This is a genomic window from Pseudomonas batumici, assembly GCF_000820515.1.
Classification (GTDB): domain Bacteria; phylum Pseudomonadota; class Gammaproteobacteria; order Pseudomonadales; family Pseudomonadaceae; genus Aquipseudomonas; species Aquipseudomonas batumici.
The window spans coordinates 70481-94862 of the sequence record NZ_JXDG01000003.1 but is presented as its reverse complement, the minus strand read 5'-3'; the positions used below and the strand labels follow the sequence as shown (position 1 = coordinate 94862).

The 24382-nt window shown below is 60.6% G+C and carries 19 protein-coding genes, 4 tRNA genes and 1 pseudogene; 18 read left to right on the top strand and 6 right to left on the bottom strand.

The window, feature by feature from the left end:
- The first annotated feature begins 172 nt into the window (after window positions 1–172).
- Window positions 173–643 carry a DUF1289 domain-containing protein gene (locus UCMB321_RS01015; protein ID WP_040063152.1) on the top strand — a complete coding sequence of 157 codons (471 nt, stop codon included), beginning with the start codon at window positions 173–175 and terminating at the stop codon, window positions 641–643.
- A 19-nt stretch (window positions 644–662) separates the two neighbouring features.
- On the opposite strand, the gene UCMB321_RS01010 is transcribed toward UCMB321_RS01015, so the two are convergent.
- Window positions 663–1526 carry a universal stress protein gene (locus UCMB321_RS01010; RefSeq protein ID WP_040063151.1) on the bottom strand — a complete coding sequence of 288 codons (864 nt, stop codon included), beginning with the start codon at window positions 1524–1526 and terminating at the stop codon, window positions 663–665.
- Between the two features lie 227 nt (window positions 1527–1753).
- Between UCMB321_RS01010 and UCMB321_RS01005 the strand changes: the two genes are divergently transcribed.
- Window positions 1754–2368, top strand: coding sequence for a MiaE family protein (locus UCMB321_RS01005; RefSeq protein ID WP_040063149.1), 615 nt, complete (start codon window positions 1754–1756; stop codon window positions 2366–2368).
- Here the strand turns inward: UCMB321_RS01005 and UCMB321_RS01000 are convergent.
- Window positions 2365–2565, bottom strand: a pseudogene (locus tag UCMB321_RS01000) (type II toxin-antitoxin system HicB family antitoxin); the annotation flags it as partial. The gene UCMB321_RS01005 and the pseudogene UCMB321_RS01000 sit on opposite strands and share 4 nt — an antisense overlap.
- A 151-nt stretch (window positions 2566–2716) precedes the next feature.
- On the opposite strand from UCMB321_RS01000, the gene UCMB321_RS00995 reads away from it, so the two are divergent.
- From UCMB321_RS00995 to UCMB321_RS00980, 4 genes are read left to right on the top strand one after another with little or no spacing between them, the layout of a single operon-like run.
- Window positions 2717–3199 carry a MarR family winged helix-turn-helix transcriptional regulator gene (locus tag UCMB321_RS00995; protein ID WP_040063147.1) on the top strand — a complete coding sequence of 161 codons (483 nt, stop codon included), beginning with the start codon at window positions 2717–2719 and terminating at the stop codon, window positions 3197–3199.
- On the top strand, window positions 3189–4658 hold the full coding sequence (locus tag UCMB321_RS00990; protein ID WP_040063145.1) for an efflux transporter outer membrane subunit: 1470 nt from the start codon (window positions 3189–3191) through the stop codon (window positions 4656–4658). The genes UCMB321_RS00995 and UCMB321_RS00990 overlap by 11 nt, the downstream gene beginning before the upstream one ends.
- Before the next feature lie 15 nt (window positions 4659–4673).
- Entirely contained in the window at window positions 4674–5870 is a 1197-nt protein-coding gene (locus tag UCMB321_RS00985; RefSeq protein WP_040063142.1) for an HlyD/EmrA/EmrK family protein, read from the top strand.
- 60 nt (window positions 5871–5930) lie between these two features.
- Entirely contained in the window at window positions 5931–7460 is a 1530-nt protein-coding gene (locus tag UCMB321_RS00980) for a DHA2 family efflux MFS transporter permease subunit (protein WP_040063140.1), read from the top strand.
- Here UCMB321_RS00980 and UCMB321_RS00975 read toward each other — a convergent pair.
- Both UCMB321_RS00975 and UCMB321_RS00970 read right to left on the bottom strand, forming a co-directional pair.
- Entirely contained in the window at window positions 7457–8203 is a 747-nt protein-coding gene (locus UCMB321_RS00975; RefSeq protein WP_040063138.1) for a UDP-2,3-diacylglucosamine diphosphatase, read from the bottom strand. The genes UCMB321_RS00980 and UCMB321_RS00975 overlap by 4 nt on opposite strands.
- Complete coding sequence (locus tag UCMB321_RS00970) at window positions 8200–8703, bottom strand: peptidylprolyl isomerase (RefSeq protein ID WP_040063135.1); 504 nt, start codon at window positions 8701–8703, stop codon at window positions 8200–8202. Before UCMB321_RS00970 ends, UCMB321_RS00975 begins: the two co-directional genes overlap by 4 nt.
- Before the next feature lie 257 nt (window positions 8704–8960).
- Here UCMB321_RS00970 and UCMB321_RS00965 point away from each other — a divergent pair, with 257 nt between their 5' ends.
- Window positions 8961–10658, top strand: a complete 1698-nt coding sequence (locus tag UCMB321_RS00965; RefSeq protein WP_040063132.1) for a glutamine--tRNA ligase/YqeY domain fusion protein — start codon at window positions 8961–8963, stop codon at window positions 10656–10658.
- Window positions 10659–10700: 42 nt separating this feature from the next.
- Window positions 10701–12083: a cysteine--tRNA ligase gene (gene cysS / locus UCMB321_RS00960; protein WP_040063130.1), complete on the top strand. Its 1383-nt coding sequence runs from the start codon at window positions 10701–10703 to the stop codon at window positions 12081–12083.
- Window positions 12084–12178: 95 nt separating this feature from the next.
- On the opposite strand, the gene folD is transcribed toward cysS, so the two are convergent.
- Window positions 12179–13033 (bottom strand): bifunctional methylenetetrahydrofolate dehydrogenase/methenyltetrahydrofolate cyclohydrolase FolD, encoded by an 855-nt coding sequence (gene folD, locus UCMB321_RS00955; RefSeq protein WP_040063128.1) that lies wholly within the window; start codon window positions 13031–13033, stop codon window positions 12179–12181.
- Between the two features lie 279 nt (window positions 13034–13312).
- On the opposite strand from folD, the gene UCMB321_RS00950 reads away from it, so the two are divergent.
- From UCMB321_RS00950 to UCMB321_RS00905, 10 genes are all read left to right on the top strand, one after another.
- Window positions 13313–13389, top strand: a tRNA-Arg gene (locus tag UCMB321_RS00950).
- A 32-nt stretch (window positions 13390–13421) separates the two neighbouring features.
- Window positions 13422–13497 (top strand) — tRNA-His (locus UCMB321_RS00945).
- Window positions 13498–13554: 57 nt separating this feature from the next.
- A tRNA-Leu gene (locus UCMB321_RS00940) sits at window positions 13555–13639 on the top strand.
- 84 nt (window positions 13640–13723) lie between these two features.
- A tRNA-His gene (locus tag UCMB321_RS00935) sits at window positions 13724–13799 on the top strand.
- A gap of 363 nt (window positions 13800–14162) precedes the next feature.
- Window positions 14163–15473 carry a trigger factor gene (tig, locus tag UCMB321_RS00930; RefSeq protein WP_040063126.1) on the top strand — a complete coding sequence of 437 codons (1311 nt, stop codon included), beginning with the start codon at window positions 14163–14165 and terminating at the stop codon, window positions 15471–15473.
- 93 nt (window positions 15474–15566) lie between these two features.
- Complete coding sequence (gene clpP / locus UCMB321_RS00925; RefSeq protein WP_040063124.1) at window positions 15567–16208, top strand: ATP-dependent Clp endopeptidase proteolytic subunit ClpP; 642 nt, start codon at window positions 15567–15569, stop codon at window positions 16206–16208.
- Window positions 16209–16315: 107 nt separating this feature from the next.
- A complete protein-coding gene (gene clpX, locus UCMB321_RS00920) occupies window positions 16316–17599 on the top strand; it encodes an ATP-dependent Clp protease ATP-binding subunit ClpX (protein WP_040063122.1) in 1284 nt (427 codons plus the stop codon).
- 138 nt (window positions 17600–17737) lie between these two features.
- Window positions 17738–20134: an endopeptidase La gene (lon, locus tag UCMB321_RS00915; RefSeq protein WP_040063121.1), complete on the top strand. Its 2397-nt coding sequence runs from the start codon at window positions 17738–17740 to the stop codon at window positions 20132–20134.
- Window positions 20135–20282: 148 nt separating this feature from the next.
- Window positions 20283–20555 carry an HU family DNA-binding protein gene (locus UCMB321_RS29630; protein WP_002552737.1) on the top strand — a complete coding sequence of 91 codons (273 nt, stop codon included), beginning with the start codon at window positions 20283–20285 and terminating at the stop codon, window positions 20553–20555.
- Between the two features lie 241 nt (window positions 20556–20796).
- Complete coding sequence (locus UCMB321_RS00905; protein WP_040063120.1) at window positions 20797–22656, top strand: SurA N-terminal domain-containing protein; 1860 nt, start codon at window positions 20797–20799, stop codon at window positions 22654–22656.
- A gap of 112 nt (window positions 22657–22768) precedes the next feature.
- Here UCMB321_RS00905 and UCMB321_RS00900 read toward each other — a convergent pair whose 3' ends face one another.
- Window positions 22769–24382, bottom strand: a complete 1614-nt coding sequence (locus UCMB321_RS00900) for an ABC transporter ATP-binding protein (protein ID WP_040063119.1) — start codon at window positions 24380–24382, stop codon at window positions 22769–22771.

Here is a 24382-nt window from a genome sequence, read left to right as displayed (position 1 = left end):
TCGTGACGCTTTGAAAACAGCTTCCAACGGACATTGGCGCCTAAAAAGGCAGGCCGATTCTACGGCATATTCCGAAGAAAGGTAAGTTAAGCCCGGCAGGTTCGGGGGTGACCCTTGTTAGACAAAGGGCTAACATGCGGACCTGTTTTGCTTTTGCCCGTGTTCCCTGCCCATGCCCAATCAGACCATCAAGACCCCTTGCGTCGGCCTCTGCTCCACTGTTTACGGTGATCTGGTGTGCCGTGGCTGCAAGCGCTTCCACCATGAAGTCGTCCACTGGAACGGCTACAACGAGGAGGAAAAGCGTGCGGTGTGGTTGCGCCTGGAACAATTGCTGGTCCAGGTGATGGTGGCCAAGATCGAGGTGTTCGATCCGCTCAGGCTGCGCCAGCAGCTGGAGGCCCGCAAGATCCGCTTCGTGCCCCACCAGTCGGAATATTGCTGGGCGTACCAGCTGATTGCCCGTGGCGCGCGGGTGATCAGCCAGTTGGAGGCCTACGGCATGGTGTTGTTGCCGGAGTTTCGCGACTGGGGGCTGCCCGAGTTGCGCGACGCCATCGACCGGGAGTTCTTCCTTCTGTCCGAAGCGCATTACCAGCGTTATATCGCGCCGGGTTTCCTCAAGGATGCCATGGGCGGTTGAGGGTGTCCTTTGCGCTCATTCAGGGGCGCGGCGCCGTCTCCACCAGGTGATCGATGATTTCCTGGGGCTTGAGCACCAGCACATCGCTTTCCAGTGCGTCGAGCACCACTTCCGCGGTATTGCCGATCAGCGCCCCTGAAATCCCGCTGCGCGCCACCGTGCCGATGACCGTCACCGCCGCCCCGAGTGTGTGGGCCATATGGGGAATCAGCACGTCGGCGGGGCCTTCCTTGATATGCAGGTGCTCGTCATCCACGTCGAATTGGCTCTGGAAGTCCCGGCATTGATCGCGATAACGGCCTTCGATGGTTTCCCTGAGCTGGTACACCGGGTCGGCGGCCGACAACATGGGCGAGGGATGGGCGCTGATCACGTGCAAGTGGCCCTTGGCCAGGCTGGCGATGTCATAACCGTGATCGATGATGCTGGCGTGCAGGTGCCGGTGTTCGTCATCGGAATTGCCCACGTCCACCGCCGCGAGAATCACCCCGCCTGACCAGGGTGTCTCGGTCTTGACCATCAGCACGGCGGATGGGCAGTAGCGCAGCAGCTTCCAGTCGGAAGGGGTCAACAGGGCTTTCTTCAGCGGGCTGTCGGGGCGATGCTGCTTGATCACCAGGCCGCAGCCTTCGGCCTGTTGCACGCCGATGATGGTGTCGTGCAGGGTCTTGTCCCAGGCCTGCTCGGCCGTGGCGCTGTAGCCGTCGTCATGCAGTTGGCTCTTGAGCAGGCTGAGCAGGGCGCTGTGATCGTGTTTGGGGTCGCACATCAGCAGGTGCAGGTGCGCATCCGTGACTCCGGCGATCAGCTTGGCGCGGTTGAGGGCCAGGCTGTGGGCGTGGTCGGGGTCGAGTATCACCAGAATGCTGCGGATGGCTTGCATGGTCGGGGTGCTCCGGGGAAGGCTGAAGGCGACTTCATACAACTATAGTTGCAGTCCACCGACTGCGATCTTGATGCATATCAAGTGGGGCGGCTGGCGATCTGCCCCGGGGCCCGTATAATCGGCGGCCTTGCCCTGTCTGCCCCCCCCCCGGTTTTTGTGAGCCCCATGTCGACTATTCCCGCGTTGTACCCCTGCCAAGCCACTCCTGTGACGGGAGCTTTCCTGTGAATCTGCCGGAAATCCACGAGTTCCTCGGCTGCCCGACCCCGCAAGGCTGGGTGCAGGCGGCGCTGGCGGATCAGGAAACGCTGCTGATCGATCACAAGAACTGCGAGTTCAAGGCCGCCAGCACCGCCTTGAGCCTGATCGCCAAGTACCATTCCCATGTCGACCTGATCAACCTGATGTCGCGTCTGGCCCGGGAAGAGCTGGTGCACCACGAACAGGTCATGCGCCTGATGAAGCGACGCAAGATCGAGTTGCGGCAGTTGTCCGCCGGTCGCTATGCCTCGGGACTGCGCAAGGTGGTGCGCAATCACGAGCCGGTCAAGCTGGTGGATACGTTGGTGGTCGGGGCCTTCATCGAGGCCCGCAGTTGCGAGCGCTTCGAAGCCCTGGTGCCGCACCTGGACGAAGAGCTCGGCAAATTCTACTTCGGCCTGCTCAAGAGTGAGGCCCGGCATTTCCAGGGCTACCTGAAACTGGCCTACCAGTACGGCGACGCCGAGGACATTGGCCGGGTCATCGAGAAGGTGCGGGCGGTCGAGCAGGAGCTGATCGAGTCGCCGGACAGCGAATTCCGCTTCCACAGTGGTGTCCCGGCCACTGCCGAGGCTTAAGTACGTACCAGCTTTTCCAGCGCCGCGTCCGCCAGGAACGATGAGCGGCTCTTGATCCGGTGGTCGCGCACGTAACGGTCGATGCGCTGGATCACGAAACCGGGAAGGGTCACGTTGACCTTCTCGGTCTTGCCCAGATAGGGCGAGATATCGATTTCCAGCATGCCCCAATCCATGTCCGCGAACTCGGGGTTAGACATCTAATTCATGGGTGTATCTAGAGTTATCTATTCGACTTGCCACCCTAATATCGGCTAAATAAGAAGCTTCCTAACGAATGCTTTGACATTAGCTGCCTAAGCAGTAATATTGGACCAACTCTCTGCCTAAGCAGCTTTTGGTGGTCTTATGAAACATTTCACCCCGGGCGACTTTCACAACTGCCATCTCGGCTTGCTCCTGGGTCGTGCCGCGTTGCTCAAGGACCGGATCATCGACACCCATATGGTTCCGTACGGCATCACCGCCGCGCAGTTCAAGGTGTTGATCATCATGGCCCAGTTCGGTGTCGATACCCCGGCGGAGCTGTGCCGCTACCTGTCCCTGGACAGCGGTTCGATGACTCGCATGCTCGATCGCCTGGAGCAGAAAGAGCTGCTCGCCCGCCGACGCTCGGAGGGCGATCGGCGCCAGGTCCGACTGGTGCTCACGCCGCAGGGGCAGACCCTCGCCGACCGTTTGCCGGAAATCGGTGCCGATGCGATGAACGAGCTGGCGGGGGCCATCACCGTGCAAGAGCTGCGGACACTGGAAGACATCCTGAAGAAAATTTTGCTGGCGGCCGGGGACTCGATCACCCTGCTGCGGGTGGGTGAAAAAAATGAGCAGTAAAACCCTGCGTGCCGGCTTCAGCCTGGTGTTCCTGTCGATGGTCCTGGCCGGTTGCGCCAGCTACAGCGGCCTGCACACCGAAGGTGTCAGCCTCGAGGCGAAAAACCTCAAGGCCGAACAATCCCTCAAGGGCGTGACGCTGTCGCCGGCGGCCTGGCCGAAAAGCGACTGGTGGACAAGCCTCGGTGACCCGCAACTCGATGGGCTGATCCGCGAAGCCTTGCACGACAGCCCCGATATGCAGGTCGCCAGCGCGCGTGCGCACCAGGCTAGCGCAGCGGCCGATGCCGCCGACGCGGCGCGGATGCCGACCCTCGATGCCAGTGGTGGTGTTACCCGCTCGCGCCTGGCACGGGACCAGGACCCCAGCGGTCGCGGCGGGAGCTACAACACCGTGCGCAAGCTGGGGGTCAGCTTCAACTACAGCTTCGATCTCTGGGGCGGGCAGCGTGACGCCTGGGAAGCCGCGCTGGGCCAGGCACGGGCCGCCGAAGTCGATCGCCAGGCCGCGCAATTGACCCTCGCCGCCGACGTGGCCCGGGCCTACAGCAACCTGGGGCAGGCGCATATCGTCTACGACCTGGACAACGACGACCTTCAGCGTACCCGCAAACTGCTGGAACTGGGCAAGCGTCGGTTGAGTTCCGGCATCGACAGTCATTACCAGTACCAGCAAACCGAAAGCCTGGCCGCCAGCGCCGAAGAGCAGGTGATCGACGCAGGGAAAAAGCTGCAAAGCGCCAAGGTCGCCCTGGCCGTATTGCTGGGCAAGGGGCCGGACCGCGGCAATGAGATCACCCGGCCGAAGATCCTCCAGCCCAGCGCCGTGGCCTTGCCGTCGGTACTGCCGGCGGAACTGCTGGGACGGCGTCCGGACCTGGTGGCTGCGCGCTGGCGCGTCGAGGCCGCGAGCAAGGACATTGCCGCTGGCAAGACCCGCTTCTACCCCAACCTCAATCTGAGTGCCGGCGCCGGCGCCGAGTCGTTGCTGGGCGACGCCATGTTCGGTTCCGCCAGTCGCTTCTTCAGCATTGCCCCGACCGTCTCGCTGCCGATCTTCGACGGCGGGCGCCTGCGTGCCGGCCTCGACGCCAAGGACGCCGACTACGACCTGGCGGTGGCGCAGTACAACAAGAGCCTGGTCCAGGCGCTGGGCGATGTCAGCGACACCCTCCAGCAGTTGCGCGCCCTCGGCCAGCAGATCACCGCCCAGCAACATGCGGCGGATATCGCCCAGGACTCTTACAACACGGTGTTGCAACGCTACGGTGCCGGCATCGGCAACTACCTGGACGTGCTCACCATCGAGCAGACCCTGTTGCAGGCCCAACGCCAGCTGGCGGACCTGAATGCCCAGCAGATCGATTTCTCCATCCAGCTGATGCAGGCCCTGGGCGGTGGTTTCCAGGCCGACAACATCGCCGCGAACGCCACCAGCCCCTCGGTTCAGACTCATTAATTCAAGGTACCTGCCATGGCCACTGAAAAGAACGCTACTGAAACAACCCCGGATGCCGGCAATTCCCGCAAGCGCAAAGTCATGCTGACGGGCCTCACCTTGCTGGTGATCCTCGGTGGCCTGGGTGTCTGGGGCTGGCATGAAGTCTACGGGCGCTGGAGCGAAAGCACCGATGACGCCTACGTCAACGGCAACGTGGTGGAAATCACCCCGCTGGTGACCGGCACCGTGGTCAGCATTGGCGCCGACGACGGCGATCTGGTGCACGAAGGCCAGGTGTTGCTGAACTTCGACCCGAGCGATGCCGAAGTCGGCCTGCAAAGCGCCGAGGCCAACCTGGCCAAGACCGTGCGCCAGGTTCGTGGCTTGTACAGCAATGTCGACGGCATGAAGGCCCAGGTCGCTGAGCAGAAGTCGGCGGTACAGAAGGCCCAGGAGAACTTCACCCGCCGCAAGAACCTGGCGGCCGGTGGTGCGATTTCCCAGGAGGAACTGTCCCACGCCCGTGACGACCTGACCTCCGCCCAGAGCGCGCTGAGCAATGCCGAGCATCAGCTCAACACCAGCAGCGCGCTGGTGGACGACACCGTGGTGTCCAATCACCCGGACGTCAAGGCTGCGGCCGCGCAACTGCGCCAGGCCTATCTGGCCAACGCCCGGACCACCCTGATTGCGCCGGTGACCGGTTACGTCGCCAAGCGCACCGTGCAACTGGGGCAGCGGGTCCAGCCGGGTACCGCGCTGATGGCGGTGATTCCCCTGGACCAGCTGTGGATCGACGCCAACTTCAAGGAAACCCAACTGCGTGACATGCGCATCGGCCAGCCGGTGGACATCGAGGCCGACCTGTATGGCAGCGCGGTGAAATACAGCGGCACCATCGACAGCCTCGGTGCCGGTACCGGCAGCGCCTTTGCCCTGCTGCCGGCGCAGAACGCCACCGGCAACTGGATCAAGATCGTCCAGCGGGTACCGGTGCGCATTCACATCAACGCCGAAGAGCTGGCCAAGCACCCGCTGCGGGTCGGCCTGTCGACCCAGGTCGAGGTCAATCTGCATGACCAGAGCGGTCCGGTGCTGGCCCAGCAGCCGCCGCAGAAAGCTTCGTTCAGCACCAACGTGTATGCGGAGCAACTGGCCCAGGCCGATGCGGTGATCACCCGCCTGATCCATGAAAACAGCGCAACCGCGGCGAAAACCGCACAACGCTGAGTCGCCAATCCAGCCGCGGCCCGAAGGTCGCGGCACCTGCCTCGTTTCCAAGGATTCGCGATGAGCTCGAACGCATCTTTCACTCCGCCCAGCCTGTTGCTCAGTACCATCGGCCTGTCGCTGGCGACCTTCATGCAGGTGCTCGACACCACCATCGCCAACGTGGCGTTGCCAACCATTTCCGGCAATTTGGGCGTGAGTTCGGAGCAGGGCACCTGGGTCATCACCTCCTTTGCCGTGAGCAACGCCATTGCCTTGCCGCTGACCGGCTGGCTGAGCCGGCGTTTCGGCGAAGTGAAGCTGTTCATCTGGGCTACGATCCTGTTCGTGCTGGCTTCATTCCTCTGCGGTATTTCCACCTCGATGCCCGAGCTGGTGGGCTTTCGCGTACTGCAGGGGCTGGTGGCCGGGCCGCTGTACCCCATGACCCAGACGCTGCTGATCGCGGTCTATCCTCCGGCCAGGCGAGGCATGGCCCTGGCGCTGCTGGCGATGGTCACGGTGGTGGCGCCGATTGCCGGGCCGATTCTCGGCGGCTGGATTACCGACAGCTACAGCTGGCCGTGGATCTTCTTTATTAACGTGCCCATCGGTGTATTCGCCGCGATGGTGGTCCGCCAGCAACTCAAGGCCCGTCCGGTGGAGATCAGTCGCCAGCCGATGGACTATGTCGGCTTGCTGACCCTGATCATTGGCGTGGGGGCCTTGCAGGTGATTCTCGACAAGGGCAATGACCTGGACTGGTTCGAGTCGAACTTCATCGTGATCGGTGCGGTCATCTCGGCGATTGCCCTGTCGGTGTTCGTGATCTGGGAAATGACCGACAAGCATCCGGTGGTCAACCTGCGGCTGTTTGCCTACCGCAACTTCAGGATCGGCACCATCGTGCTGATCCTCGGCTATGCCGGGTTCTTCGGCATCAACCTGATCCTGCCGCAGTGGCTGCAGACCCAGATGGGCTACACCGCGACCTGGGCGGGCCTCGCAGTGGCGCCGATCGGGATCCTGCCGGTGCTGATGTCGCCGTTCGTCGGTAAATACGCCAACAAGGTCGATTTGAGGTTGCTCGCCGGACTGGCGTTCCTGGCGATCGGCCTGAGCTGCTTCATGCGCGCCGGTTTCACCAATGAGGTGGACTTCCAGCATATCGCCATGGTGCAACTGTTCATGGGGATCGGAGTGGCGCTGTTTTTCATGCCGACCTTGAGCATCCTGATGTCGGACCTGCCGCCGAGCCAGATCGCCGACGGTGCTGGGCTGGCCACCTTCCTGCGGACGCTGGGGGGGAGCTTCGCGGCCTCGCTGACCACCTGGATCTGGATTCGCCGGGCGGACCAGCACCATGCCTATTTAAGTGAAAGCATCACCCCGTTCGATCCGGCGACGCGTGAGGCCCTGGGCAATCTCGGTGGGGCGGGCAGCCGGGCCTATACCCAGCTGGATCAGCTTCTCACCAGTCAGGCGTACATGCTGTCGACCGTGGATTACTTCACATTGCTGGGCTGGGGCTTCATGGCCTTGATGCTGTTGGTATGGCTGGCCAAGCCGCCGTTCGCGGCGAAGGCCGGGCCTGCTGCGTCAGGACATTAATGTGGCGAGGGGGCTGGTGGCGGCGTGAAATCAAACGCCGCCAGCTGGAAACCCTGCTCATCCACCTGCAAGGCCCAGCCTTGGCGATCCCAATCGCCCAGCACAATCCGTTTCGCCGCCTGTGCACCGAGTTGCAACTTGTGAATGGCCGGTCGGTGGGTGTGGCCGTGGATCAGGGTCTGCACACCTTGTTGCTGCATGACCTGCGCCACCTCTTGCGGTGTCACGTCGACGATGTCATTGGCTTTCATGCGGGTCTGCGCGCGGCTTTCGCTGCGCAGTTTGCGTGCCAGTTTGTGGCGGGTGCGCAGTGGCAGGTGCCGCAGGATGAACAAGCTGATGGGGTTGCGCAGATAACGACGCAGGCGCATATAGGCCTCGTCCCGCGTGCACAGGCTATCGCCGTGCATCAACAGTACCGGCTCGCCATTCATCTGCACCACGCTTGGGTCCTTGAGCAGGGTGGCGCCAGCGGCCTTGCAGAAGGCCTTGCCCAGCAGGAAGTCACGATTGCCGTGCATCAGGAAAATTCGTGTGCCGCTGTCGCTCAATGCGCGTAAGGCTGTGCAGATCGAGCGTTGAAAGGGGGTCATGGCATCGTCGCCGATCCAGACTTCGAAAAAATCGCCCAGGATGTACAGCGCTTGTGCCGAACGGGCGCGTCCGGCCAGGAAATCCAGAAACGCCCGGGTGATGTCCGGGCGTTCCTCTTCCAGATGCAAATCTGAAATCAGCAGTATCACTCAACGATCTCGGCTTTCTCGATGATCACGTCTTCTGTCGGAACGTCCTGGTGGCCGGCCTTCATGGTGGTGGCCACGCCTTTGATCTTGTCGACCACGTCAGTGCCGGCAACCACTTTGCCGAATACCGCGTAGCCCCAGCCCTGGACGGTCTTGGCGCTGTGGTTCAGGAAGCTGTTGTCGGTGACGTTGATGAAGAACTGCGCGGAGGCCGAATGCGGCTCCATGGTGCGGGCCATGGCGACGCTGTATTTCTCGTTCGGCAGGCCGTTGTCCGCTTCGTTCTGGATGCTCGGGCGCTTGTCTTTCTTTTCTTTCATGCCAGGCTCGAAACCGCCGCCCTGGATCATGAAGTTGCCGATCACGCGGTGGAAAATCGTGTTTTCGTAGTGGCCGGCTTTGACGTACTCAACGAAGTTGGCCACGGTGATCGGGGCTTTCCCAGCGTTCAGTTCCAGGACGATTTCGCCATGGTTGGTGGTCAGTTTGACTTGGGTCATCTTGGCTACTCTTTGAAGGAATTCATGGGTTTCGGCGTGCGGGTAGTGCTCGCGGGGCCGAACCTGTCTGGTATAAATCCACCAGGTGGCGCAGTTTAACGTGAGGCGCGGGAACCGAGGCGGTTTTTTCATCCGGGCCCTATTAATAGCCGCCGTTTTCGGCGCGCCTCTGTCAGGCGCTTGATCGCATCGGCTATGATACCCGTTTTGATTGATCAGGCCGCACCCGGCCGCGCACTCGCAAGCCCAAGGATCCTATGAGCAAGCCCACTGTCGACCCTACCTCGAACGCCAAGACCGGACCGGCTGTCCCGGTCAACTTCCTGCGCCCGATCATTCAGGCCGACCTGGACTCGGGCAAGCACACTCAGATCGTGACGCGTTTCCCGCCTGAGCCCAACGGCTACCTGCACATCGGCCATGCCAAGTCGATCTGCGTGAACTTCGGCCTGGCCCAGGAGTTCGGTGGCGTCACGCACCTGCGTTTCGACGACACCAACCCGGCCAAGGAAGACCAGGAATACATCGACGCCATCGAAAGCGACGTCAAGTGGCTGGGTTTCGAATGGTCCGGTGAAGTGCGCTATGCCTCGCAGTATTTCGACCAGTTGCATGACTGGGCCGTGGAGCTGATCAAGGCCGGCAAGGCCTACGTCGACGACCTGACCCCCGATCAGGCCAAGGAATACCGTGGCAGCCTGACCGAGCCGGGCAAGAACAGCCCGTTCCGCGAGCGTTCGGTGGAGGAGAACCTGGACTGGTTCGCCCGGATGCGAGCCGGTGAGTTCCCGGATGGCGCACGCGTGCTGCGGGCCAAGATCGACATGGCCTCGCCGAACATGAACCTGCGCGACCCGATCCTCTATCGCATTCGCCATGCCCACCACCACCAGACCGGTGACAAGTGGTGCATCTACCCGAACTACGACTTCACCCACGGTCAGTCGGACGCCATCGAAGGGATCACCCACTCCATTTGCACCCTGGAGTTCGAAGGCCATCGCCCGCTCTACGAGTGGTTCCTCGACAACCTGTCGGTGCCGTGCAAGCCGCGTCAGTACGAGTTCTCCCGGCTGAACCTGAACTACACCATCACCAGCAAGCGCAAGCTCAAGCAGCTTGTGGACGAAGGGCACGTCAACGGTTGGGACGATCCGCGCATGTCGACGCTGTCGGGCTTCCGCCGTCGTGGCTACACCCCGAAATCCATCCGCAACTTCTGCGAGATGATCGGCACCAACCGTTCCGACGGCGTGGTGGACTTCGGCATGCTGGAATTCAGCATCCGTGACGACCTGGATCAGAGCGCGCCGCGGGCCATGTGCGTGCTGCGGCCACTGAAAGTGGTCATTACCAACTATCCGGAAGGCCAGGTCGAGAACCTCGAGCTGCCGTGCCACCCGAAAGAAGACATGGGTGTGCGCCAGCTGCCATTCGCCCGTGAGATCTACATCGATCGCGAAGACTTCATGGAAGAGCCGCCCAAGGGCTACAAGCGCTTGGAGCCGACCGGTGAAGTGCGCCTGCGCGGCAGCTATGTGATCCGTGCCGACGAAGCGATCAAGGACGCCGACGGCAACATCGTCGAATTGCGCTGCTCCTATGACCCGGACACCCTGGGCAAGAACCCCGAGGGCCGCAAGGTCAAGGGTGTGATCCACTGGGTGCCGGCGCAGGCCAGCGTCGAGTGCGAAGTCCGTCTGTACGACCGCCTGTTCCGCTCGCCGAACCCGGAGAAGGCCGAAGACGGTGCCAGTTTCCTGGACAACATCAACCCTGACTCCCTGCAGGTCCTGACCGGTTGTCGCGCCGAGCCTTCGCTGGGCAACGCACAGCCGGAAGACCGTTTCCAGTTCGAGCGCGAAGGTTACTTCTGCGCGGATATCAAGGACTCGAAACCAGGTGCCCCGGTATTCAACCGTACCGTGACCCTGCGCGACTCCTGGGGTCAGTGATTCAGGCCTGACCGGCTCTGATAGAGAGAGGAAAGCTTCTTCGTGCTAACGATCTACAACACGCTCACCAAGAGCAAGGAAGTCTTCAAGCCGCTGGATGGCAACAAGGTACGCATGTATGTCTGCGGGATGACCGTGTATGACTACTGCCACCTGGGCCATGGCCGCAGCATGGTGGCCTTCGACCTGGTGACCCGCTGGCTGCGGTTCAGCGGATACGACCTGACGTACGTGCGCAACATCACCGACATCGACGACAAGATCATCAATCGGGCCAACGAGAACGGCGAGTCGTTCGAGGCGCTGACCGAGCGCATGATTGCCGCGATGCACGAGGATGAGGCGCGCCTGAACATCCTCAAGCCGGACATGGAGCCGCGGGCCACCGATCACATCGCTGGCATGCACGCCATGATCCAGACCCTGATCGACAAGGGCTACGCCTATGCACCGGGCAATGGCGACGTGTACTACCGCGTCGGCAAGTTCCTCGGCTACGGCAAGCTGTCGCGCAAGAAGATCGAAGACCTGCGCATCGGTGCGCGGATCGAGGTCGATGAGTCGAAACAGGATCCGCTGGATTTCGTCCTGTGGAAAGCCGCCAAGCCGGGTGAACCGAGCTGGGAGTCGCCGTGGGGCGCCGGGCGTCCGGGCTGGCATATCGAATGCTCGGTGATGTCCACCTGCTGCCTGGGCGAGACCTTCGATATTCATGGTGGTGGCAGCGACCTCGAGTTTCCGCACCATGAAAACGAAATCGCCCAGAGCGAGGCGGCCACCGGCAAGACCTACGCCAATGCCTGGATGCACTGCGGCATGATTCGCATCAATGGCGAGAAGATGTCCAAGTCCTTGAACAACTTCTTCACCATTCGCGATGTGCTGGACAAGTATCACCCGGAAGTCGTGCGTTACCTGCTGGTATCGAGCCATTACCGCAGCGCCATCAACTATTCGGAAGACAACCTCAAGGATGCCAAGGGCGCCCTGGAGCGTTTCTACCATGCGTTGAAAGGCCTGCCGAACGTGCCGGCGGCCGGCGGTGAAGCTTTTGTCGAGCGTTTCACCCAGGTGATGAACGACGACTTCGGCACGCCGGAAGCCTGTGCGGTGCTGTTCGAGATGGTGCGTGAGATCAACCGCCTGCGCGAAAGCGATCTCGCGGCGGCGGCCGGCCTGGCGGCACGTCTTAAAGAGCTGGCCAGTGTGCTCGGCGTCTTGCAGTTGGGGGCAGACGATTTCCTGCAGGCGGGCGCCGAAGGGCGGGTCGATGCAGCTGAAGTCGAAGCGTTGATCCAGGCGCGCCTGGCGGCGCGGGCTGCCAAGGACTGGGCGGAATCCGACCGCATCCGTGACCAGATCACCGCCATGGGTGTGGTGCTGGAAGACGGCAAGGGCGGGACGACCTGGCGTCTGGCTGACTAAGCAGTTTCTGTGTAAAAACAAAAAAACCGCCAATTGGCGGTTTTTTTGTTGGGTGAAAGCATCTCAGTTATAGCACCACTGGATGCCTCCAGGCTTCAGGCATGCAGCGTTTCGGCGGCATACAAGGTGTTTTCCAGCAGGCAGGCGCGGGTCATCGGGCCGACGCCGCCCGGGACCGGGGTGATCCAGCCGGCGCGGGGCAGGGCGGTTTCGTAGATCACGTCACCCACCAGCTTGCCGTCTTCCTGGCGGTTGATGCCGACGTCGATGACGATGGCGCCTTCCTTGATCCACTCGCCCTTGACCAGGCCCGGCTTGCCGGCGGCCACCACCACCAGGTCGGCGCGGCCGACGTGGCCGGCCAGGTCCTGGGTGAAGCGGTGGGTGACGGTCACGGTGCAGCCAGCCAGCAGCAGTTCCATGGCCATCGGGCGACCGACGATATTGGACGCGCCGACAATCACCGCATTCATCCCGTAAAGATCGGCCCCGGTGCTTTCCAGCAGGGTCATGATGCCTTTCGGGGTGCAGGGACGCAGCAGTGGGATGCGCTGTGCCAGGCGACCGACGTTATAAGGATGGAAACCGTCGACGTCCTTGTCCGGGCGAATCCGTTCCAGCAGGCGGGAGGCGTCCAGGTGTTCGGGCAGCGGCAATTGCAGCAGCACGCCGTCGATCTGTGGATCGTCATTGAGGCGATCGATCAGGTCGGTGAGCGCCTGTTGGGTGGTGTCGCTGGGCAAGTCGTAGGCTTGCGAAATGAAGCCGACCTCTTCGCAGTCTTTACGCTTGTGCGAAACATAAACCTGAGAGGCAGGATCGCTGCCGACCAGAATCACCGCGAGGCCTGGCGTACGCAGGCCCTGCTGGCGACGCTCGGCGACACGCTGGGCGATCTGCTGGCGCAGACGGGCGGCGATCGCTTTGCCGTCGATTAGTTGTGCAGTCATGACGCGTGATTAACCATCGAGAGGGGTTGAAAAAGAGTGCGCATTCTCGCATGTCGCGGCGCGAGGGCAAAGGCGCTTGGTCCGGATATTCCCCTAACCCCTTTATATTTCTGAGTTTTTTTCAAAAAGGAGTTGACGACCTTTTGACTCGTCTATAACATCTGTCGCGCTTGTCGGGCATAGCCTAGCACTGGTTGAGAAGGTCGAGCAGAGTTGATGTCTGGCTCAGCAAGATTGAAGCACTTGGTTTGTAGTCGTCACCGAGTACAGATTAATAAGGCGCCCGTAGCTCAGCTGGATAGAGCATCCGCCTTCTAAGCGGATGGTCGCAGGTTCGAGTCCTGCCGGGTGCGCCAATAGGCAGCTTTGGCACAAGTAACGCAATATGGTGGGCGTAGCTCAGTTGGTAGAGCACAGGATTGTGACTCCTGTTGTCGTGGGTTCGATCCCCATCGTCCACCCCATATTTCGAAAAGCGCCAGATCAACGGTCTGGCGTTTTTGCTTTAAAGAGCTTGATGAGCGGATGTGGTGGAATTGGTAGACACACTGGATTTAGGTTCCAGCGCCGCGAGGCGTAAGAGTTCGAGTCTCTTCATCCGCACCAAATAAAGTTTCATCAGGGCCGGTTGGCGTTGGTGAGGCTGAACAAAGAGGTCGATCTGATCGGTCTTTTTGAATAGGCAATATGGTGGGCGTAGCTCAGTTGGTAGAGCACAGGATTGTGACTCCTGTTGTCGTGGGTTCGATCCCCATCGTCCACCCCATATTAGAAAAAGCGCCAGACTTGTCGTCTGGCGCTTTTTTTTTGCGCGCATTTCACCATCCGAGTGCGGGGAATATTCGTGTGATACGCCTTGCAGAGAAGTTTCTGGTGCTGAACGTGTCGGCCTTCAGGCCCTTTAGGAGGATGGATGAAATCAGGAGGCCGGGAAATAACAGAGTAGAAAGGCGGTGGGGTGACCGTCTGTCCCGGGCACCTTGCTCAAGGGCGGTCCATGACCAATCATTGCCTGCTGTTTTTAGCCGTTTTCAGTAGGGTGACTTCTTGAGTCCGACCCACTAGAATGCTTGCCCTTGCTTCTGAGGTCGGAAACGGCCGGCTAATGTCTGTGCAACGAGGAATATCCATGCAAGTTTCTGTTGAAAATACATCGGCTCTTGAGCGCCGCATGAGCATCACCGTGCCAGCTGAGCGCATCGAGACCCAGGTCAACAAGCGTCTGCAGCAGACTGCCCAAAAGGCCAAGATTGCAGGCTTCCGTCCTGGCAAGGTGCCAATGAGCGTGATCCGCCAGCGTTACGAGGCGGATGCCCGTCAGGAAGCCGTGGGCGATGTGATCCAGGCCTCCTTCTATGAAGCCGTGGTTGAGCAGAAGCTGAACCCGGCTGGCCAGCCTTCTGTCGAGCCGAAAGTGCTGGAGAAGGGCAAGGACCTGGAATACGTCGCTACTTTCGAAGTGTTCCCTGAGTTCACCGTTGCCGGTTTCGACTCCATCGCTGTCGAGCGTCTGAGCGCCGACGTGGCGGACGCCGACTTGGACAACATGCTGGAAATCCTGCGCAAGCAGAACACCCGTTTCGAAGTGGCCGATCGCGCTGCCCAGAACGAAGACCAGCTGAATATCGATTTCGTCGGCAAGGTTGACGGTGAAGTCTTCGCTGGCGGTTCCGCCAAGGGCACCCAGCTGGTGCTGGGCTCCAAGCGCATGATCCCTGGCTTTGAAGATGGCCTGGTAGGCGCCAAAGCCGGTGAAGAACGCGTTCTGAACCTGACTTTCCCTGCTGACTACCAGAACCTGGACCTGGCCGGCAAAGTCGCCGAGTTCACCGTCACCGTGAACACCGTGTCGGCACCGACCCTGCCTGAGCTGAACGAGGCCTTCTTCGCCCAGTTCGGTATCAAGGAAAGCGGTCTGGACGGTTTCCGCGCCGAAGTTCGCAAGAACATGGAGCGTGAGCTGCGTCAGGCCATCAAGTCCAAGGTCAAGAACCAGGTAATGGACGGTCTGCTGGCCGCCAACCCGATCGAAGTGCCGAAAGCCCTGCTGGAAAACGAAGTGAACCGTCTGCGTGTGCAGGCCGTTCAGCAGTTCGGCGGTAACATCAAGCCTGATCAACTGCCGGCCGAGCTGTTCGAAGAGCAAGCCAAGCGCCGCGTCGTGCTGGGCCTGATCGTTGCTGAAGTGGTCAAGCAGTTCGACCTCAAGCCTGACGAAACCCGCGTGCGTGAGCTGATCCAGGAAATGGCTTCGGCCTACCAGGAACCAGAACAGGTTGTGTCGTGGTACTACAAGAACGACCAGCAACTGAACGAAGTCCGTTCGGTTGTGCTGGAAGAACAAGTTGTGGATACTGTTCTGCAGAAGGCGAATGTGACCGATAAATCGGTCTCCTACGAAGAAGCAGTCAAGCCGGTGGAAGCTCCACAAGCCGACTGATTTTCTGACTCGTTGGAAAATACACACCATAAGCCAGCCTCGCGCTGGCTTATGCGTATTCAAGACATGACTATTTGGGAGTGACTGCAGGACATGTCCCGCAATTCTTATATTCAGCAGAGCTCTGACATCCAGGCCGCAGGCGGCCTGGTCCCGATGGTTATCGAGCAGTCCGCCCGCGGCGAACGTGCCTATGACATCTACTCGCGCCTGCTCAAGGAGCGAGTGATTTTCCTGGTCGGCCCGGTAGAGGACTACATGGCCAACCTGGTCGTGGCGCAACTGCTCTTCCTTGAAGCGGAAAACCCGGACAAGGACATCCATCTCTACATCAACTCGCCAGGTGGTTCGGTGACCGCCGGTATGTCGATCTACGACACCATGCAGTTCATCAAGCCCGATGTTTCCACGCTGTGCATCGGCCAGGCCTGCAGCATGGGGGCTTTCCTGCTGGCCGGCGGCGCCGCGGGCAAGCGTCACTGCCTGCCGAATTCGCGCATGATGATTCACCAGCCGCTGGGCGGTTTCCAGGGCCAGGCCTCGGATATCGAGATCCACGCCAAGGAAATCCTGTTCATTCGCGAGCGTCTGAACTCGCTGCTGGCCTACCACACCGGGCAGACCATGGAAACCATCGAGCGCGATACCAACCGCGACAACTTCATGAGCGCCCAGCGTGCGGTCGAATACGGCCTGATCGACTCCGTGCGTGAAAAGCGTCAAATGCCCGCCTAAGCAGCCCAAATGTAGGTGGTCGGTCACGACTGACCACCTGTGGACTTGAAAAAGCCCGCAATAGCCTTCATCTTGTGTTGCAAGCCTATCGGATTTGGATCGATCGAATGACTGACACCCGCAACGGCGAGGACAACGGCAAGCTGCTTTATTGCTCCTTCTGTGGCAAAAGCCAGCATGAAGTACGCAAATTGATTGCCGGCCCCTCGGTCTTTATCTGCGACGAGTGCGTCGACCTGTGCAATGACATCATCCGCGAGGAGGTGCAGGAGGCACAGGCCGAAAGCAGCGCGCATAAATTGCCTTCGCCTAAAGAAATCAGCGGCATCCTTGATCAGTACGTGATTGGTCAGGAGCGTGCAAAAAAGGTTCTGGCGGTAGCGGTCTACAACCACTACAAGCGTCTGAACCAGCGTGACAAGAAAAATGATGACGTCGAGCTCGGCAAAAGCAACATCCTGCTGATCGGCCCGACCGGCTCGGGCAAGACCCTGCTGGCCGAAACCCTGGCGCGTCTGCTGAATGTGCCGTTCACCATCGCCGATGCAACCACCCTCACCGAGGCGGGTTATGTGGGCGAGGACGTGGAAAACATTATTCAGAAACTGTTGCAGAAGTGCGACTACGATGTGGAAAAGGCCCAGATGGGCATTGTCTACATCGACGAAATCGACAAGATTTCCCGCAAGTCCGATAACCCGTCGATTACCCGGGACGTTTCCGGTGAAGGCGTGCAGCAGGCCTTGCTGAAGTTGATCGAAGGCACGGTGGCCTCCGTTCCGCCCCAGGGCGGTCGCAAGCACCCGCAGCAGGAATTCCTGCAGGTGGACACGCGCAACATCCTGTTTATCTGTGGTGGTGCGTTCTCCGGTCTGGAAAAGGTTATCCAGAACCGTTCCACCCGTGGCGGCATCGGCTTCAGCGCCGAAGTCCGCAGCAAGGAAGAAGGCAAGAAGGTGGGTGAGTCCCTGCGTGAAGTCGAACCTGACGATCTGGTCAAGTTCGGTCTGATCCCGGAATTCGTCGGCCGCCTGCCGGTTCTGGCCACGCTGGACGAGCTGGATGAGGCTGCATTGATGCAGATTCTCACCGAGCCGAAGAATGCCTTGACCAAGCAGTACGCCAAGCTGTTCGAAATGGAAGGGGTCGACCTGGAATTCCGTGCCGACGCACTGAAATCCGTCGCCAAGCGTGCCCTGGAGCGTAAAACCGGTGCTCGCGGCCTTCGTTCGATCCTGGAAGGCATCCTGCTCGACACCATGTATGAAATCCCTTCGCAGTCCGAAGTGAGCAAAGTGGTGATCGATGAAAGCGTGATCGAGGGTAAATCCCAGCCGCTGTACATCTACGAGAACAGCGAGCCGCCGGCCAAGGCCGCGCCTGACGCCTGAGGGCGACAGACTGTGACCTGACAAGGGGCCTTCGGGCCCCTTTTCTTTTGGCGCTTGTTTTTTTTCGAACAAGCCCCCATCTTGGTTTCAAGCTTATCCATCTGTTTCCGGCCTTATGGCCGCCGTAGAGGCGAAATCATGAAGACGACCATCGAATTGCCTCTCCTGCCATTGCGTGATGTCGTGGTGTATCCGCACATGGTTATCCCGCTGTTCGTGGGGCGCGAGAAATCTATCGAAGCCCTCGAGGCCGCGATGACGGGCGACAAGCAGATTCTGCTGCTGGCCCAACGTAATCCTGCCGATGATGACCCGGGCGAAGATGCGCTGTATCGCGTAGGTACAGTCGCCACTGTATTGCAATTGCTCAAATTGCCTGACGGCACCGTCAAGGTGCTGGTCGAGGGCGAGCAGCGCGGCACCGTCGAGCGTTTCAGCGAGGTCGACGGCTACTGCCGTGCCGAAGTGGCACTGATCGAAGAGGTCGATGCCCCGGACCGCGAGTCCGAGGTCTTTGTCCGCAGCCTGCTGGCACAGTTCGAGCAATACGTGCAGCTGGGCAAGAAAGTGCCGGCTGAAGTGCTGTCGTCGTTGAACAGCATCGACGAGCCGAGCCGCCTGGTCGATACCATGGCTGCCCATATGGCGCTGAAGATCGAGCAGAAGCAGGAAATTCTCGAAATCGTCGATCTGTCGGCCCGTGTCGAGCACGTGCTGGCCTTGCTCGACGCTGAAATCGACCTGCTGCAGGTCGAGAAACGCATCCGTGGCCGCGTCAAGAAGCAGATGGAGCGTAGCCAGCGCGAGTACTACCTGAATGAGCAAATGAAAGCCATTCAGAAGGAATTGGGCGACAGCGACGAAGGCCATAACGAAGTCGAGGAGCTGAAAAAGCGCATCGACGCCGCCGGCCTGCCGAAAGATGCCCTGGCCAAGGCCATGGCCGAGTTGAACAAGCTCAAGCAGATGTCGCCGATGTCCGCCGAGGCGACCGTGGTGCGTTCCTACCTCGACTGGCTGGTACAGGTGCCGTGGAAGGCCCAGAGCAAGGTGCGCCTGGACCTGGCACGGGCCGAGGACATTCTCGATGCGGACCACTATGGTCTGGAGGAAGTCAAGGAGCGGATCCTCGAATACCTCGCCGTGCAGAAGCGCGTGAAGAAAATTCGCGGCCCTGTTCTGTGCTTGGTCGGACCTCCTGGTGTGGGTAAAACCTCCCTGGCTGAGTCGATTGCTCACGCGACCAACCGAAAATTCGTACGGATGGCCCTCGGTGGCGTCCGTGACGAAGCGGAAATTCGTGGCCATCGGCGGACTTACATCGGTTCGATGCCAGGAAGATTGATACAAAAGATGACAAAGGTTGGGGTACGCAACCCGCTGTTCCTGCTCGACGAGATCGACAAGATGGGCAGCGACATGCGTGGCGATCCCGCCTCGGCGTTGCTTGAGGTGCTGGACCCGGAACAGAACCACAATTTCAACGACCACTACCTGGAAGTTGACTACGACCTGTCCGATGTCATGTTCCTCTGCACCTCCAACTCGATGAACATCCCGCCGGCGCTGCTGGACCGGATGGAAGTGATCCGCCTGCCGGGTTACACCGAGGACGAGAAGATCAACATCGCCATCAAGTACCTGTCGCCCAAGCAGATCCAGGCCAATGGCCTGAAGAAAGGCGAACTGGAGTTCGAGGTCGAGGCGATTCGCGACATCATCCGCTACTACACCCGTGAAGCCGGTGTGCGTGGGCTGGAGCGGCAAATCGCCAAGGTCTGCCGCAAGGCGGTGAAAGAGCACGCGCTGGAAAAACGCTTCGCGGTCAAGGTCACGTCCGACCTGCTGGAGCATTTCCTCGGGGTGCGCAAATTCCGCTACGGCCTGGCCGAGCAGCAGGATCAGATCGGTCAGGTCACGGGCCTGGCCTGGACCCAGGTCGGTGGCGAGCTGTTGACCATCGAAGCCGCCGTGGTGCCGGGCAAGGGCCAGTTGATCAAGACCGGTTCCCTGGGCGATGTCATGGTCGAGTCGATTACCGCCGCGCTGACCGTGGTGCGCAGCCGTGCCAAGAGCCTGGGCATCCCCCTGGACTTCCACGAGAAGCGCGACACCCATATCCATATGCCGGAAGGGGCGACCCCGAAAGATGGTCCTAGCGCCGGCGTAGGAATGTGTACGGCCCTGGTGTCGGCTTTGACTGGCATTCCTGTCCGTGCCGATGTGGCCATGACCGGTGAAATTACCTTGCGCGGTCAGGTGCTGGCCATTGGCGGTTTGAAGGAAAAACTGCTGGCGGCACATCGTGGCGGGATCAAGACGGTGATCATTCCAGAAGAGAATGTGCGTGATCTGAAGGAAATTCCTGACAATATTAAGCAGGATCTGCAGATTAAACCGGTTAAATGGATTGACGAGGTCCTGCAAATTGCGCTGCAATACGCGCCGGAGCCCTTGCCAGATGTGGCTCCGGAGATCGTCGCGAAAGATGAGAAGCGCGACTCCGATTCCAAGGAAAGAATCAGCACGCATTAAGTACGGATCAAGTCTGGATGGCTTCCTTGACAGCTTTTTAGAGCCCTTGTTATAAAGCGGCTCTTAAGTGTCTGTAGGCCATTCAGCACAGGTTTTGCGTTTACCCAAAAACTTAGAAATATACTCAATAGATATAAGGGGACTTAGAGTGAACAAGTCGGAACTGATTGATGCTATCGCTGCATCCGCTGATATCCCGAAAGCTGCTGCTGGCCGTGCGCTGGACGCAGTCATCGAATCCGTCACTGGCGCTCTGAAGGCTGGCGACTCCGTTGTACTGGTAGGTTTCGGCACTTTCTCCGTGACCGACCGTCCTGCTCGCATCGGTCGTAACCCTCAGACCGGTAAGACGCTGGAAATCGCCGCAGCCAAAAAACCAGGTTTCAAAGCCGGTAAAGCACTGAAAGAAGCTGTCAACTGACATTCGTTCAAGCCTTTGCCTATCCGGGTCGGGTTCATGCCTGATCTGGCCGCGGAGCGGTGAAGCGGTCGGCCAAGGTCCTTTCGGGGCCGGCCTGACACGCCGAGGGACGCGTATTCGAGCCCTCATCCGTTCCGTCAGTTACGAGAAGGCGCATCCTCGGATGCGCCTTTCTTCTATCCGGACTCTACCCACGCTCCACGGTTGCCCACCTTGAAGTTCAACCGTTTCTGGGGGAAGCATGCTGCAAAATATCAGGGACAATTCACAAGGCTGGATTGCCAAGACCATCATCGGGGTCGTCGTCGCATTGATGGCGCTGACCGGTTTCGATGCCATTTTCCGGGCCACCTCCACCAGCCAGGACGCGGCCAAGGTCAACGGTGACGAGATCACCCTGACCGAGCTGAGCCAGGCGGTCGACATGCAACGTCGCCAGCTCATGCAACAGTTGGGCAAGGATTTCGACGCCTCGTTGCTGGATGAGAAAATGCTGCGCGAATCCGCCCTCAAGGGGCTGATCGACCGCAAGCTGCTGCTTCAGGGGGCCGAGAAGTCGAAGTTCGCTTTCTCCGAGGGCGCTCTGGACCAGGTGATCCTGCAAACCCCTGAATTCCAGGTGGACGGCAAGTTCAGCTCCGATCGTTTCGACCAGGTGATTCGTCAGTTGGGCTATGGTCGCCTGCAATTCCGCCAGATGCTGGCCCAGGAAATGCTGATCGGCCAGGTCCGTGCCGGCTTGGCGGGCAGTGGTTTCGTCACCGATGCACAGGTGCTGGCCTTTGCCCGCCTGGAAAAGCAGACCCGCGATTTCGCCTCGCTGAACGTCCCGATCGACCTGTCGGCGGTCAAGCTGACCGATGACGAGGTCAAGGCTCACTACGACCAGCACGCCAAGGAGTTCATGACGCCGGATCAGGTGGTCGTCGACTACCTGGAGCTCAAGAAGTCGTCGTTCTTCGACCAGGTCAGCGTCAAGGACGAAGACCTGCAGGCACTGTACAAGAAAGAAACCGCGAACCTCGCCGAGCAGCGTCGGGCCGCGCACATTCTGATCGAAGTGAATGACAAGGTGAGCGACGCCCAGGCCAAGGCGAAGATCGAAGAGATCCAGCAGCGCCTGGCCAAGGGTGAGCATTTCGATGCCCTGGCGAAGGAGTTCTCCCAGGACCCGGGTTCGGCCGCCCATGGTGGTGACCTGGGTTTCGCCGGTCCAGGCGTGTATGACCCGGCCTTCGAGAAGGCGCTGTATGCCTTGACCAAGGACCAGGTGTCGACACCGGTGCGCAGCGAGTTCGGTTATCACCTGATCAAGCTGCTGGGCGTCGAGGCACCGCAGGTGCCGACCTTCGCCAGCCTGAAGGACAAGTTGACCCGCGAGCTGAAAACCCAGCAGGTGGAACAGCGTTTCGTCGAGGCGACCAAGCAGCTCGAAGACGCCTCGTTCGAAGCCTCCGATCTGGCTCAGCCGGCCCAGGACCTGAACCTGAAGGTACAGACCTCCGCGCCGTTCGGTCGTGAAGGCGGCGAGGGTGTGGCGGCGAACCGTGCCGTGGTGACCGCGGCGTTCAGTTCGGAAGTGCTGGATGACGGTGCCAACAGCACCGCCATCGACCTGGATCCGGATACCGTGATAGTGTTGCGGGTCAAGGAACACCACAAGCCCGAGCAACTGCTGCTGGCCAGCGTGGATGCCGCGATTCGCAAGCAATTGACCAAGGAGCACGCCACCGCGGCGGCCAAGGTCAAGGCTGACGAGCTGATCGCCAGTCTGCGTGCGGGTAAGCCGCTGCCGGCCGGCCAGGCCTGGAAAACCCAGGAAGCCGTTACCCGTGGTCAGGAAGGGGTCGATCCGGCGGTGCTGCAAGCGCTGTTCCGCATGCCCAAGCCTGAGGCCAAGGACAAGCCGACCTTCAGCACCGTGACCCTGGCCGATGGTAGCCTGGTGCTCGTGAGCCTGAAAGGTGTGAGCGAAGGCGCCGCGCCAAGCGAACAAGAGAAGGCGTCCTATCGTCGCTTCCTCGCGTCCCGTGCCGGTCAGCAGGACTTCGCGGCGTACCGCAAGCAGTTGGAAGGCCAGGCGGACATCAAGCGCTTCTGAGGCGATTGATTCGGCCAACACCCGTCGTACAAAAAAGACCGCTCATCGAGCGGTCTTTTTTATTGCCGGGACCTTGTACTCAAGGGCTCGGCAGGGCTGTCGGCCGAGCCCCCTACAGCGGGCTCGCGTCTGGGACGAGGAAGGCCGCTTTCAGCAACTGCTTTGTATAAGGGTGCTGCGGCGCGGCAAAGATGTCCTTCGCCTCGCCTTGTTCGACGGCCTTGCCATGCTTGACCACCATCAGCTTGTGACTCAATGCCTTGACCACCGCCAGGTCATGGCTGATGAACAGGTAGGTCAGGCCGTACTTGATCTGCAACGAGCGCAGCAGTTCGACGATCTGGCGCTGCACCGTGCGGTCGAGGGCCGAGGTCGGCTCGTCGAGCAGGATCAGCGCGGGCTTGAGCACCAGCGCCCGGGCAATGGCGATACGCTGACGTTGCCCGCCGGAGAACTCGTGGGGATAGCGATGGCGGGTTTCCGGATCCAGGCCCACCTCTTTCAGCGCAGCGATGATCGCTGCTTCCTGCTCCTGTTGATTGCCGATCTTATGGATCCGCAGGCCTTCGCCGATAATCTCGCTGACGCACATGCGCGGGCTGAGGCTGCCGAACGGGTCCTGGAACACCACCTGCATCTCCCGCCGCAACGGCCTGACCTGGTGCTGGGACAGGCGGTTCAAGGATTGGCCTTCGAAACGGATATCGCCTTGACTGCCGATCAGTCGCAGGATCGCCAGCCCTAGGGTGGATTTGCCCGAGCCGCTTTCGCCGACGATTCCCAGGGTCTGGCCTCGGGGCAGGCTGAAGTGGATGCCATCCACGGCCTTCACATGGTCCACGGTGCTGCGCAGCAGGCCTTTCTTGATGGGGAACCAGACCTTGAGGTCCTGCACCTCCAGCAGCGGCTCACCGGCCTCGGTACGGGCCGGTTCGCCACGGGGTTCGGCGCTGAGCAGTTCACAGGTGTAGGGATGTTGCGGGGCCTGGAACAAGGCTTCGCAGTCGGCCTGTTCGACGATGCGACCGCGCTGCATGACGCACACGCGTTGGGCGATCCGGCTGACCAGGTTGAGGTCGTGGCTGATCAGCAGCAGGGCCATGCCCAGGCGCGCCTGCAGCTCCTTGAGCAATTCGAGGATTTTCAGCTGCACCGTGACGTCGAGGGCGGTGGTCGGCTCGTCGGCGATCAGCAGCTCCGGTTCGTTGGCCAGGGCCATGGCGATCATCACGCGCTGGCGCTGGCCGCCCGAGAGCTCGTGGGGCAGGGCCTTGAGGCGCTTGTGCGGCTCGGGGATGCCGACCAGCTCCAGCAGCTCCAGGGTGCGCCGGGTGGCGACCTTGCCGCTCAGGCCCTTGTGGATGCCGAGCACTTCGTTGATCTGCTTCTCGATGGAGTGCAGTGGGTTCAGCGAGGTCATCGGCTCCTGGAAGATCATCGCGATGCGATTGCCACGGATGTGGCGGATGGTCTTCTCGGTGAGGGTCAGCAGGTCCTGGCCGGAATACTGGATCGTCCCGCTGGGGTGATGGGCCAGGGGATAGGGCAGCAGACGCAGGATCGAGTGCGCGGTGACCGACTTGCCCGAGCCACTTTCGCCCACCAGGGCCAGGGTTTCGCCACGGCGGATATCGAAGCTGACGTTCTCCACCACCCGCTGGCGCTGCTCACCGACCACGAACTCCACCGAGAGGTCGCGTACTTCGATCAGATTGTCCTGATTCAT

Coding starts and splice junctions, on each gene's coding strand:
- folD (WP_040063128.1), bottom strand. CDS start 13,033: ATGACTGCACAACTAATCGACGGCAAAGCGATCGCCGCCCGTCTGCGC.
- UCMB321_RS00965 (WP_040063132.1), top strand. CDS start 8,961: ATGAGCAAGCCCACTGTCGACCCTACCTCGAACGCCAAGACCGGACCG.
- clpX (WP_040063122.1), top strand. CDS start 16,316: ATGACTGACACCCGCAACGGCGAGGACAACGGCAAGCTGCTTTATTGC.
- UCMB321_RS00980 (WP_040063140.1), top strand. CDS start 5,931: ATGAGCTCGAACGCATCTTTCACTCCGCCCAGCCTGTTGCTCAGTACC.
- UCMB321_RS01010 (WP_040063151.1), bottom strand. CDS start 1,526: ATGCAAGCCATCCGCAGCATTCTGGTGATACTCGACCCCGACCACGCC.
- tig (WP_040063126.1), top strand. CDS start 14,163: ATGCAAGTTTCTGTTGAAAATACATCGGCTCTTGAGCGCCGCATGAGC.
- UCMB321_RS00985 (WP_040063142.1), top strand. CDS start 4,674: ATGGCCACTGAAAAGAACGCTACTGAAACAACCCCGGATGCCGGCAAT.
- UCMB321_RS00970 (WP_040063135.1), bottom strand. CDS start 8,703: ATGACCCAAGTCAAACTGACCACCAACCATGGCGAAATCGTCCTGGAA.
- UCMB321_RS01015 (WP_040063152.1), top strand. CDS start 173: ATGCCCAATCAGACCATCAAGACCCCTTGCGTCGGCCTCTGCTCCACT.
- UCMB321_RS00900 (WP_040063119.1), bottom strand. CDS start 24,382: ATGAATCAGGACAATCTGATCGAAGTACGCGACCTCTCGGTGGAGTTC.
- lon (WP_040063121.1), top strand. CDS start 17,738: ATGAAGACGACCATCGAATTGCCTCTCCTGCCATTGCGTGATGTCGTG.
- UCMB321_RS00990 (WP_040063145.1), top strand. CDS start 3,189: ATGAGCAGTAAAACCCTGCGTGCCGGCTTCAGCCTGGTGTTCCTGTCG.
- UCMB321_RS00905 (WP_040063120.1), top strand. CDS start 20,797: ATGCTGCAAAATATCAGGGACAATTCACAAGGCTGGATTGCCAAGACC.
- UCMB321_RS00995 (WP_040063147.1), top strand. CDS start 2,717: ATGAAACATTTCACCCCGGGCGACTTTCACAACTGCCATCTCGGCTTG.
- clpP (WP_040063124.1), top strand. CDS start 15,567: ATGTCCCGCAATTCTTATATTCAGCAGAGCTCTGACATCCAGGCCGCA.